Genomic DNA, 11,869 nt, shown 5'->3' on the forward strand with positions numbered 1-11,869 from the left:
CGACTACTCATAACTCAACTTAAAGGTTGCGTCGGCATCTCCCTTCCCCGGCGTCACTGGACCGGTAGCACGATACTGACTATAGAACACCAGCGCGGCAGTTCGGCTCTCGTTGCCAGGCGCAGGCACTAAGAGGGTTCGCCCGAGTGGCAGGAATGAGCGGTTCTGATCCAAAAGGGCAATCGCGACATTTTTCGCGGACCCGTTCCCGGTGAGAGCCAACAGCGTCGGGTCAGTCGGGTTTGCAGTGCCGTTAAAGGTGACCGAAATGCCTTTTTTCAGACCGCTGCAATTTTCCAGGTTAATAACAAACCGTGCCGCAGGCATTGTTGACAATGCACTGGTGGATTGCCGCACCGACCATTTGCCCATATACACATAATGCTCGTCTGAACCGACACTCACCTCACAGCTGGCGGCTACTAACGTTGCGGTCATGTGTAAGTTAATCCTGGCCAACTCTGCCTGTGTCACGCTTGAAAAGCCGGACAACAATAGAAGCAACAACCCGAGCTGCCGATTTAATGTTCGCATAGCAGCCTCCTGTTATTCAAAGTCCACCCGAAGATACGCCCGCGAGGTAATAGGCCCCTCCGTAGGCGTTTGCCCGGTAACACTGATCGGAAAGGTTTTGATTGTGACGTTCGCGCTACCGTTGTTGTCCAGCTTAAATGGAATAAGGCTTCTCATATCGTTCGGTGTCAGGCGATTATCGTTCTTGTCGGTGACCACGAAGCCGACGTCCGGATTATTCGAGACAATGGCATTGCCCCTGACATTATCGGCTTGAACACGCATCGTCAGGCTGGCCTGCTGTTGGATATTACTGCACTGCAGGGCGATGGATCGCGCTATGGGGTTAACCCCCTCTGCCTGGGCACCGGCCGTTTTGAAAGCGCCTGTGGAGATGCTGCCAAAATCCACTGTTACTATGTCACCCGCATTGAGCACGCAATTTTCAGGGACGGTAATACTATAGTTCAAATATACCTTTGCATAAACAGCTTCTTGAGTATTGCACCCCACCCCCTTACATCCTCCCCAAGTACCTAGTAATAGGTTCTTCCGGTAAACGCCTCCTACCATCTTTTTCGTAATTTTAATTGAGCTCTCCCAAGTCGTAGCCACCATTTGTCCGCTTGTTCGGCCAGGCTTACAGGTCCTCGTGTTATTAGCTGGCCGATTGTAGGGAGCATAAGAATATCCGCAAATCCCGCGAGCTCGAACAGCAACCGCGAGATAATCATCCACGGACTGATAAACCCAGCCATCAGGTCGGCTGCCGTAACGCGGCATAGAACCGTTCAAACTTGTGAATGAGCTGCTCTTTTCCCCGATCCCGAAGCCAGTATCAAATTGATTCACGGCAAAGTTTGACGAAATCTTCGTTTGCCCTGGCTCATTGGCATGGCTGTCCAATGTTTCAGTCAGCGTCAAATTGATTGCTTGATTGCAGCCAGTACAATCGGCCATTGCCGGGACGCTACTGAGTATTAGCAACAGTCCAATCGCTCTGCTTAACATGATTACCACCCTACTCCCCACCATCACTGGCACTCTACTTTGGCGTAACTGACGACGTTGCCTTCGCTGCTTTTGGGTAACTGATAGCGGGCGTGACACGCCTGACGTGTGCCCGGTCCCCAGCTCACAGACAAGTCTCCCGTGAGCGGCAAGCCCGCCAGATAAACCTGACCGTTTTCACCGACGATGCTGCCGCCTTTGCCGTCCTGCCGTTCAACGGTAGAACCGAACGGCACAGGTTGGCCGTTGGTTTGCAACAGAGTCACCAGTGCTCTTACACCGACGCGCGTGATGAACTCGGCCCTTACCAGTGCACCGCGGGTAGGCACTACGTTCATGACGGGTTCGTCCAGATCGGCATTGTCTTTGAGCGAGGTGGTGTCCAGTGCGATTCGATTGGTGTGATAGGTGGTTGCATAAGGCATCACCGCGTAGCCGCGCCAGTCGGTCCTGACGCCGGTCGCGTTTTCAATCTTGACTCCAGTGGCGCCTGGCGCCTTGATCAACACGTTGGTATCCCCCAATGGCTGGCTGAAGGTCACGCCGTCGGCGTGGCCCACTAAACCGCCGCTCAGCCCAACGGTGACTTGCTGGTAGTTTCGGTTGTAACTGTAACCGGCAGAGCCGTTGCCATAGCCGCCCTGATAGCGCAGATTCGCACTTCCGCTTGCGCCCCCCTGGTCACCGTAACCTTGTTGTACGCTGTAATTCAGGTTGTTATCCGCCGTTGCGGTACCACTTACACCTGCACGCTGGGTCATCTGACCGTGCGTATCGGTATTAGCCGAATAAGTGCCGTACATCGTGTTTCGGGAGCTGGTAATGTCGGTGCTCTTGCCGCCCTTGAACAGCCAGTCACCCAACGGAAAAGACAAGTTCAACGATAACTGGTTATCCGCACCGCCCATGTTCGCGCTTTTATTGTAGCTATACGTCACGTTGTAATTGATGTCGCGCCAAAAGCCGCTATATCCCAACTGCCATAGATCATCGGTTTTGTCGCTGTTCCAGTAGGACTGACGGCTGCCGCTCAGGAATACCGAGCCTTTATTCCCCAATTGCTGGGTGACGCTCACTTGCGTATAGCCTTTGCGAGTGTAATTGAGGTTGAAGTAATCCTGGTAGGTCGGTTTTACCTCCACCGGCCCATCTTGAGCATCCACCTTGTACCCGCTCATTTGGCGGTAACTGGTATCATCCAGCGTATAAAAACCTTGGGTTGAAAAGCGATGGCCCAACAATTGAAAGTTAGTGCCCAACTGGTTTAGCGACTTGGCATACAAGAAGCGCAATGATTGCCCCTGATGCCGGCTGTCATCGGCGAGCACGCTATTCGCCTGGGTCAAATCTGCCGACACTGCGCCCCATGTCCCCAGGTTAACCCCCGACCCAACGGCGAAGGCAGTGTAATTGTTGGCGAGTTGCGAGCCACCATAAAGCGTGATGCCATGCGGGCCGCCCCAGATAACTGTACCTTGGCCAAAACCTGGTTTACCCTGTTCCATCGTGTTACTGCGATACTGCCCCACCGTCAGCGCATACTTTACCCGCCCTTCACGTTGCAGCACCGGCACTCCCGAGTAGGCCACAGTGAAAGTATTTTCCGAGCTATCAGCTTCGGTCACCGTAACTTTCAAGTCCCCGCTGCTGGAGGTAGGGTAAAGATCACTAATTTCAAAAGGTCCTGGCGCGACGTAGGTTTGATAAATGACATAGCCATTTTGTTTGATGGTGATTTTGGCATTACTGTTGGCAATCCCTCTCACGGTAGGTGCAAACCCGCGCAAACTGTCCGCCAGCATGTTGTCATCTGAAGCCAATTGCGCGCCGCGAAATCCCAAACTGTTGAAAACATCACTCGGGGTAGAGCTATCACCTAACGTCAGTTCTGACTTCAAGGGTGCAATCGTGCGTTGCGCATAGGTACTGATGTTCTGCCATTCGTTAGTGCTGCGTCCATGGCCGTTGCTGTAGATCAAGCTGGACGTGTTACGGAAACGCCAGGCACCCGAGTTAACACCGCTGTCCAACCCCAGAAAACCGTAGTTGGCGCTGCCCCCCCTCATACTGTTACGGGTGTTGCTGCCGGTAAAATTGTAGTTCAGCAACAATGCGTTAATGCCATCATCCCACTCATCGGGAGAAACGTAGCCCCGTGCATTACTTTTTAGAGCAGCCTGTGGGATGCTGATGTACAGACGCTGACCTTCAAAGTCGAACCGCGCCCCAGCCTGGGGTATGGCTGCCGCCAGATCGATGCATTTATCCGGCAGAGCGCCTTGCAGCAAGGTCAATGATTCAACTTTCACACCCACACGCTCCAAATGCTCACGGGTAATGCAGGCACTCAACCCGGAGTCATCCAACTGCACTTCGCCCTGTGATGCAGGCTGGCGAGCTCCAAACGACAGGTTCTGGGTGGACATATATTCATCATTCAAATAGATTTCAACGCGGTAACTGCCCGGGGCCTCCCCTTCACCTTTTTCAAAACGCGAAAGGTCGGCGACCGCAGTTGGGTCACCAGACAGAAAGGCCGGGTTAAAGAACTCCTCTGCCTTCGTGGCGGTACTGACAACGCAAGCCATGCAAAAGCTGACCGTAAAAAAAACACTGCCAACAGACTTAGATTTATTAAGGTTAATCGTTAGCATAAGCCCCTACCAGCACCTGAAAGCACGGCGCAACATGACGCTTCTCAAACGTTTCCATGCAGCGATGGAAAATCATTTACTTGAGCATGTGAGAATATTAAGCGGTAATGTAATTCAAACTTATTACTTCAATGGCACCGTTGTGACAGGAGTGATGGCGCCGTAATCATTTACTGTTTGGTAACTGACAGCTCCTGAGGCACTGTCTGGAATCGACACACTACTGTTACTCATCGGCGAAACCATAGTATTTGGCAAGTTACGTGTACCGATCGCCAGACTGACGAGCGAAACATAATAAGGCGATGGATTCTCAATCTTCAGCACTTCGCCCTGACGCGAGAACTTCAATTGCCCAGGTGCGTCAGCAGCAGTTGAAGGCAAATTGGCAGGTCGCACAAACAACTTGACCCGCGACAAGATAGCAATCTGCAGTACGTTCTTATCCTGTACATCGTCACGTTCAACAGCAGGAATGGCCTTGCTGTTTAGCCAAAATACACTTTCGCGATCTTTCGGCAAATCAGCGCCGACATACATGATGCGTAAGGTATTCTCACTTTTGGGTTTACTGACAAACAATGGTGGCGTCACCACAAAGTCTGACGACTTCTTCTCAGCAACGTCATCAACCCACGATTGAATCAGGAAACGATTTTTTTTGTCGCTGTTGCTCACCGCCATCGATACTTGTTTGGCGCCGGCCGGATAAACAACTCGCGTTGCGCCCAGTGCAACACCACCAGCCTGTGCCGTTAAGGTGTAAAAGGAGCCGAATACAACAATTAAGCCAGCTGTTACATTGCGAAAGCGTAAAGCGTACTTTATCAACACAAAAACCCCTTTAAATTAACAAGTACACCGCCTGCCCGTTATCGATCATTGGTACGAAACAGCAAACCAGGTACAGGTATTCTCGTTACCATCGTTCCTCTCACGAGCGGTAAAACGAAACAACATCGCACCCTCACGCAGAAGAACCAGTGACTCGGATGCAGCGTTAGGCACAACGCCGTTTCCGGCATTACAAAAATTAGCCAGCTCGACGCTGGCAGCAGAGTTTTCACCACTCTCTATGCTGAAATTTGCACGATGCTCTCGGCCGAAACACCGCAGGCTTGTGCCGTAATTGCACCACAGATATGAACAACCCCACCGTTGATCAGTACGTTGTATTTGTTGCTAGCAACAGCAGTCAAAGAACGACAGAACAGAGTCGCGCATAGCGGTGTTTAGCACTCAAAAACAACCCCCAGATGCGATTAGCCCTGCCACCTTCCCTGGCAGCACTGTCGTCCTTAGTATCCGTGTGCTACAGAAGCGTTACTCGTATTGCATGGTAAAGGTTGCGTCTGCGTCTGCCGCACCCGGCGTCACAGCCGCAAGCGTTGACTTATAACGCGCAGTGAGAGCCAACACGTTGTCGCCATCTTTCAGCTGGTGAGCCGCAGAGAATTTCCCGCTATTGGGCACTAACACTGCCCCCTGACTATCGGATATTTCAATACCCACACCGCTAGCTGCACCGGACGAACCGCCACCGATATTGCTGACAGCAAGCACGGTAGGGTCAGCAGCATCAGCGGCACCAGTGAAGGCCACAGAAGCCTTGGAAGAAACTGTACTGTCACAATCCTGCAACTTGATAGTGAAAGGAACCAATCCAGTTTTATCGCCTACCGCTTTGAACTTCGCAGATCGGTACTGCCCCAACGTTACTGTCTGGTCCGCTGAGTCGGCACTGACCGAGCAGGCAGCATTAACAATTTCACCTTTAAAATGCACGGTCCCACCGTTCGACAGAACCGGGGCAGCCATAACACCAATGCTGGACATCAGCAAAGACGTCGCCACAAAAATCTGTACAGAAGAGTTAATACGCATTTTTATGCTCCTGAATAGGTATTAGTGCTTAAACACTGAAAAACAAAATTAATTTGCACTTGCACTTGCACTTGCACTTGCACTTGCACTTGCACTTGCACTTGCACTTGCACTTGCACTTGCACTTGCACTTGCACTTGCGAACCGAAGCTTAAAGGGCTCGCAACACGCGCGATATAGGAGTACTCCTAAATCCCAATTAATCGCAAAAAAATACAATCAACCAGAGCTGAACAACTCACAAATCTACTATTTCTCTTTATTACTTTATTAACTAACAACTGGCCGAGCAAACCCGCAATAGGAACGCTCCTAAAAATTCAATTTAGCTAGGGATTCTCCGAACAAGTCCGTAGATGTGCTGAAATATGCCCGTCCCCTGATCCGAGCTACCCATGAGCCAGATGAGCTTTTCCGACTTTGAATACGCAGGCAAGCGCAAGCAGACACGTCGTGAACGCTTCCTCACCGAGATGGATCAGGTCGTGCCCTGGAGCGCTTTGCTAAAGCTGATCGAACCGTATTACCCGAAGGCTGGCGGTGGTCGAAAACCCTATCCGCTGGAAACCATGCTGCGGATTCATCTGCTACAAAACTGGTTCTCCCTGAGCGACCCAGCGATGGAAGAGGCACTGTATGAAATCACGCCCATACGCCAGTTCGCGGGTTTGACTCTGAGTGCGCCGATCCCCGAAGACACCACAATCATGAACTTCCGGCACTTGCTGGAAAAGCACCAACTGGCGCCTGCGATCCTTGCGGTCATCAATGGTTATTTACAGGAAAAAGGCCTCTCACTCCGCCAAAGCACCATCGTCGATGCCACCATTATTCATGCTCCCAGCTCGACCAAGAACGAAGACGGCAAGCGCGATCCCGAGATGCATCAGACCAAGAAAGGTAACCAGTATTTCTTCGGAATGAAGGCACATATCGGGGCCGATGTGGAGTCGGGGCCGGTTCATCACGTTCATGGCACGGCGGCGAACGCGACCGACGTCACGCAGGTCGCCGAACTGTTACATGGCGAAGAAAACGCGGTGTACGCAGACGCCGGGTACACCGGTGTAGAGAAGCGTGATGAGCACGAAACGCGTGAAGTGATCTGGCAGATCGCAGCGCGGCGCAGCACCTATTCCAGGTTGAATAAACGCAGCCTGCTCTACAAGGCCAAGCGCAAAATCGAGTACTGCAAAGTGCTGAATCGCCCCGGGTTTCGTAGACACCTCTTTGCCTTAAACTGAAGCCAATTAGGAGGTGCCATGAGCAACCCGCGTTACCCCGAAGAATTTAAAATTCAAGCAGTCAATCAAGTGACCGAAAAGAAGCGGCCTGTCGCTGAGGTAGCGGCCCGTCTTGGCGTGTCGACGCATAGCCTCTATGCCTGGATAAAGCGCTACAGCAAACCTCAAGAAGAACGGCAGCAGGATGAAGATCAGCACGCTGAACTGCGTCGTCTGCGAGCGGAACTCAAGCGCGTCACTGAAGAGCGAGACATATTAAAAACGGCCGCCGCGTACTTTGCCAAGGAGTGCGGCTGAAGTACGCCTTTATCAAGCAGCGCGCGGGCGACTATTCGATTCGACGGCTTTGCCTGACGCTTAAAGTCCATCCCAGCGGTTATTACGCCTGGCTGTCTGAACCGCAATCTGCACGCGCTAAAGACGACCAGCGATTGCTGGGCTTGATCAAGCATTCGTGGCTGGAGAGCGGCGGCGTTTATGGCTACCGCAAAATTCATGACGATCTGCGCGAGGTCGGTGAGGATTGTGGTCGTCATCGTGTTGCGAGGCTGATGCGTCTTGAAGGTCTGCGTTCTCAGACAGGTTATAGACGCCGCCCTGGAAAGTATGGCGGTAAGCCAGCTGTCGCCTCACCCAATTTGCTGAAGCGTCAGTTCGATGTCGTGGAACCCAACAAGGTTTGGGTCACCGACATCACCTACATTCGTACGTATGAAGGCTGGTTGTATTTGGCGGTGGTGCTTGATCTGTTTTCTCGTCAGGTCGTTGGCTGGTCAATGAAGTCGCAAATGACCAGTGATTTGGCCATTGATGCGTTATTGATGGCGGTTTGGAGGCGTAAACCGAAGCAAGAGGTGATGGTTCATTCCGACCAAGGCAGCCAGTACAGCAGCTCCGATTGGCGCAGCTTTTTGAAGGCAAACAATTTGGTTGCCAGCATGAGTCGCCGAGGCAACTGTCATGACAACGCCGTGGCCGAGAGCTTTTTCCAGCTTCTGAAACGGGAACGGATCAAGCGAAAAATCTACACCACTCGGGAAGATGCTCGGAGTGATGTGTTCGATTACATCGAGATGTTCTACAACGTAAAACGCCGCCATGGTTTCAACAATCAGCTGTCACCGGTAGAGTTTGAAAAGCGTTACGCAATGAGCTTGCAAGGTGTCTAGAGAATCCGGGGCGATTCAAACTTCAGGGCTTAGGCTCCGCACCTCAGGACGCCTCTGTAACGCCATGCGAAAAGAAAAGCGCGTCAGCCGCCTCGTAGAAAATACCAGCATGACAGCGCAGGTAAGACTCACCGACCTGCAACCAGTCACTTACAAAACCCCAGAGTGAACAGCCCTCCGAGGCAACGTCTAGCTCAGCAGCCACGATCACCAACCCATCACCTAATCATCCTGCAACTGAATAGCCTGGAGATAGAGGGGCAGCTTGCATTGGCGCTGACAACTGTCCGGCAACCGCCAACCCGACAGGGCGACGTAAGACGTCAGCAAGTCTCAATTCACTACCATTTAACTACCAGAAAGCCTAAATCGCAGACATGAAAAAGCCCAATCTTTCCAGACTGGGCTAAATCATTGAAAAATATGGTCGGGACGGAATGATTCGGACACTCGACCCCTAGCCCCCCTACCAGCCATGTAGCAGCTAAGATAACTTTCAAAAATCCTCGTGGGGGGACAAATGGGGGAACAAAAAGGCCAGACACAAAAAAGCCCCGTAAAAACGGGGCTTTTCAGTAGAATGTGGCGGAGAGATAGGGATTCGAACCCTAGGTACCGGTGAAGGTACAACGGATTTCGAATCCGTCCCATTCGGCCACTCTGGCATCTCTCCAACGGCGCGCATCATAACAGCCTGTTACCGGGAAGCAAAGCGCCAAGGCGATTTTTTTCCGTGCTATCAGATGCTTGCGTCGATTACAGCGGTACGCCGAGACGGTTGGCGACTTCTTCGTAGGCTTCGATAACATCACCGAGGCCCTGGCGGAAGCGGTCCTTGTCCATCTTCTTGCGCGTGTCTTTGTCCCACAGGCGGCAGCCGTCCGGGCTGAACTCGTCACCCAGGACGATGGAGCCGTCGTGGAACACCCCGAATTCCAGCTTGAAGTCCACCAGCAGTAGGCCGGCGTCGTCGAACAGTTTGCTCAGGACGTCGTTGACCTTGAGGGACAGCTCTTTCATGCGCGCCAGTTGCTCAGCGGTGCCCCAACCGAATGCCACGACGTGGGATTCGTTGATGAACGGGTCGCCTTTGGCATCGTCTTTCAGGAACAATTCAAAGGTGTAAGGGTTGAGCTTGAGGCCCTCTTCCACGCCCAGACGCTTGACCAGGCTGCCGGCGGCGTAGTTGCGCACGACGCACTCGACCGGAATCATGTCGAGCTTCTTCACCAGGCATTCGTTGTCGCCCAACAGCTTGTCGAATTGGGTCGGGACACCGGCCGCTTCGAGCTTCTGCATGATGAAGGCGTTGAACTTGTTGTTCACCATGCCTTTGCGATCGAGCTGTTCGATGCGCTTGCCGTCGAACGCCGAGGTGTCGTTGCGAAACAGCAGGATCAAGCGGTTGGCGTCGTCGGTCTTGTAAACCGATTTGGCTTTGCCGCGGTAGAGTTCTTCACGTTTTTCCATGATGGGCTCCGCTTGCTAAGTAGGTGGGCTAGGCGATGTGTCGCCAGTCGAGCCCTGAATCTTGATCGGCCAGTTGCAGCCAGTCCGGGTCGCACCCGAGGGTGTCGACAAAACATTGCCGGGCCAGCTGCGGCAGGTTGTTCTTGCTGCTCAGGTGGGCCAGGACCAGGTGTTGCAAGTCTTGCCAGCCCAACTCATACACCAGGTACGCCGCCTGGTGGTTGTTCAAATGTCCCAGCTCGCCGCCGACCCGCTGCTTGAGAAAGTACGGGTAGTGACCACGGGCCAGCATGTCGCGACAGTGGTTGGACTCGATCATCAGCGCATCGAGATCCCGATAACCTTCCAGCACCTTGGCGCAGTAGGAACCCAGGTCGGTGAGCACGCCGAAACGCCGCTCGCCGTCACTGAACACGTATTGCGTCGGCTCCTGAGCGTCGTGCGCAACGGCAATCACATCGATACCCAAAGCGCCGATTTGCAGGTGCTCGCCACCGGCCAGGAAACCTGCGGGATCAATCGGTTTGCGCATCCCGCGCAAGGTACCGCGACTCAGGTACACCGGAAGATTGTAGCGCCGAGACAGCAAACCCACGCCATGCACGTGATCGGCATGTTCGTGGGTCACCAGGATCGCGCTCAGTTGCGTGGGGTGAACCCCCAGTCGCAGCAGGCGCCGCTCGGTTTCCCGCAGGGAGAAACCACAATCCACCAGGACGTACGTGTCGTCGTGGGCTACAAGCGTGCCGTTCCCTTGGCTACCGCTGCCGAGAACAGCAAAACGCATCGAATCAGCCCAGGTTGTCCTGAATCACGCCCAACACTTTGCGCGCTGTTTCAGCTGGCGCAACGGTGTTGATATTTTTCTCGACGGTGACTTGCACGGTCTCGCCGACCTTGCTCAGGCGCACTTGATAACGCTCGGCGCGGGTCTCGACCTCTTCCTTGGTCGGTTCACTGCCGAACAGTTTGCTGAAGAAGCCACGCTCTTGATCTTTCTTCTCGGCTTTTTCCGCGACGTTGATGTAGTACAGGCCCAGGCTGCGGTTGATGTCTTCGACACGCCACGGCCCTTGCTCCAGCGCACGGCCAACACTCGACCAGGCGCGATCCAGGTCTTCACCCAGGTTGAGCACGACGTTACCGCTGCCATCTTCGGTGAGGCTGACGCGGCTAGGTGTGTCGTAATCGCGGGCCGCGAGCAGGGACACGGAGCCACCCTGTTCGGAGATGCGGCTCATGCTCGCGAGCATCTCGTCGACCAGCGCGGAATCGACACCGGTGTTGACCGAGCGATTGCTGAATTCAACAGCGGCAGTGCTACCGGCAGGACGCTCGGCGCTGACTACATAGACTTCACTGGTATTGCGCTGCACACCTGGCTCGATACGCACGCGGACCCGCGCTTCGCTGTCAGCTGCAATGCCACCGGACTGCAAGCGCTTGGCCAGGTTGGCCGAGAGTTCGCTCGGCGGCTGCCACGCGGTGGTGAATTCACCGGTCTGTGGACGCTGCTCGTCGATACGGAAGCCATTGTCCTGGAAGAACTGCAAGGCCACTGGCCAGACTTCGGCAGGCGGGCGCTGGGCCACGATCCAGCGGGAGTCGCCACTCTTCTGCAGGCTGTAATCGCTGGCATCCGCCGCGGCTGCGGCAATCGGCTGCGGGCGCGGTACTTCGTACTCGCCCTTGATCGTGTCGTCGGCCACGTTGCGCGGGATCGGCAGCAACGGATCAAGACGTTTGGCAACGTTGACGTCCGCCGGTAATTGCATCGGAGCGGTTTGTTGTGCTTCCAGGTAATCGCTGCCGCGGTCACGGAAGTAGCCTTCCGGGCCCCAGACCCAACCGCAACCACTGGTGCTGGAGATAATCAAGGCAAGTGCGGAAAGTCCGGCCAATCGCTTCATGCGTAGTGCTTCCT

The 11,869-nt window shown here is 53.9% G+C and carries 9 protein-coding genes, 1 tRNA gene and 1 pseudogene; 2 read left to right on the forward strand and 9 right to left on the reverse strand.

The genetic code is table 11. The features are described 5' to 3' along the window. Positions 1 to 3: 3 nt before the first annotated feature. The 5 genes from BLU75_RS16005 to fimA form a co-directional block, all read right to left on the reverse strand. Positions 4 to 534, reverse strand: a complete 531-nt coding sequence (locus BLU75_RS16005) for a fimbrial protein (protein WP_084376925.1) — start codon at positions 532 to 534, stop codon at positions 4 to 6. A 12-nt stretch (positions 535 to 546) separates the two neighbouring features. Beyond that, positions 547 to 1,473 carry a fimbrial protein gene (locus BLU75_RS16010; RefSeq protein WP_157720779.1) on the reverse strand — a complete coding sequence of 309 codons (927 nt, stop codon included), beginning with the start codon at positions 1,471 to 1,473 and terminating at the stop codon, positions 547 to 549. 74 nt (positions 1,474 to 1,547) lie between these two features. Further along, positions 1,548 to 4,178 (reverse strand): fimbrial biogenesis usher protein, encoded by a 2,631-nt coding sequence (locus tag BLU75_RS16015; protein ID WP_084376929.1) that lies wholly within the window; start codon positions 4,176 to 4,178, stop codon positions 1,548 to 1,550. Between the two features lie 123 nt (positions 4,179 to 4,301). After that, positions 4,302 to 5,012: a fimbria/pilus periplasmic chaperone gene (locus BLU75_RS16020; RefSeq protein ID WP_231982572.1), complete on the reverse strand. Its 711-nt coding sequence runs from the start codon at positions 5,010 to 5,012 to the stop codon at positions 4,302 to 4,304. Between the two features lie 489 nt (positions 5,013 to 5,501). Beyond that, positions 5,502 to 6,062, reverse strand: coding sequence for a type 1 fimbrial major subunit FimA (fimA, locus tag BLU75_RS16025; RefSeq protein WP_084376931.1), 561 nt, complete (start codon positions 6,060 to 6,062; stop codon positions 5,502 to 5,504). A 395-nt stretch (positions 6,063 to 6,457) separates the two neighbouring features. On the opposite strand from fimA, the pseudogene BLU75_RS16030 reads away from it, so the two are divergent. Further along, positions 6,458 to 7,258 (forward strand): annotated as a pseudogene (locus BLU75_RS16030) (IS5 family transposase); the annotation flags it as partial. Positions 7,259 to 7,324: 66 nt separating this feature from the next. After that, positions 7,325 to 8,475, forward strand: a protein-coding gene (locus tag BLU75_RS16035) for an IS3 family transposase (RefSeq protein ID WP_090221506.1) whose coding sequence is annotated in 2 segments (ribosomal slippage) — positions 7,325 to 7,568 and positions 7,568 to 8,475 — 1,152 coding nt in all. Because the reading frame shifts where the segments join, the coding sequence is not laid out codon by codon here. Between the two features lie 583 nt (positions 8,476 to 9,058). Here BLU75_RS16035 and BLU75_RS16040 read toward each other — a convergent pair. From BLU75_RS16040 to bamC, 4 genes are all read right to left on the reverse strand, one after another. Beyond that, positions 9,059 to 9,148, reverse strand: a tRNA-Ser gene (locus tag BLU75_RS16040). A gap of 83 nt (positions 9,149 to 9,231) precedes the next feature. Continuing rightward, positions 9,232 to 9,945, reverse strand: coding sequence for a phosphoribosylaminoimidazolesuccinocarboxamide synthase (gene purC, locus BLU75_RS16045; RefSeq protein WP_084376932.1), 714 nt, complete (start codon positions 9,943 to 9,945; stop codon positions 9,232 to 9,234). Between the two features lie 28 nt (positions 9,946 to 9,973). After that, positions 9,974 to 10,732 (reverse strand): MBL fold metallo-hydrolase, encoded by a 759-nt coding sequence (locus BLU75_RS16050; protein ID WP_084376934.1) that lies wholly within the window; start codon positions 10,730 to 10,732, stop codon positions 9,974 to 9,976. A 4-nt stretch (positions 10,733 to 10,736) separates the two neighbouring features. Continuing rightward, complete coding sequence (gene bamC, locus BLU75_RS16055) at positions 10,737 to 11,855, reverse strand: outer membrane protein assembly factor BamC (protein WP_084376936.1); 1,119 nt, start codon at positions 11,853 to 11,855, stop codon at positions 10,737 to 10,739. Positions 11,856 to 11,869: the final 14 nt, after the last annotated feature.

The sequence above is a fragment of the Pseudomonas mucidolens genome, assembly GCF_900106045.1.
GTDB classification, from domain to species: Bacteria; Pseudomonadota; Gammaproteobacteria; order Pseudomonadales; family Pseudomonadaceae; genus Aquipseudomonas; species Aquipseudomonas mucidolens.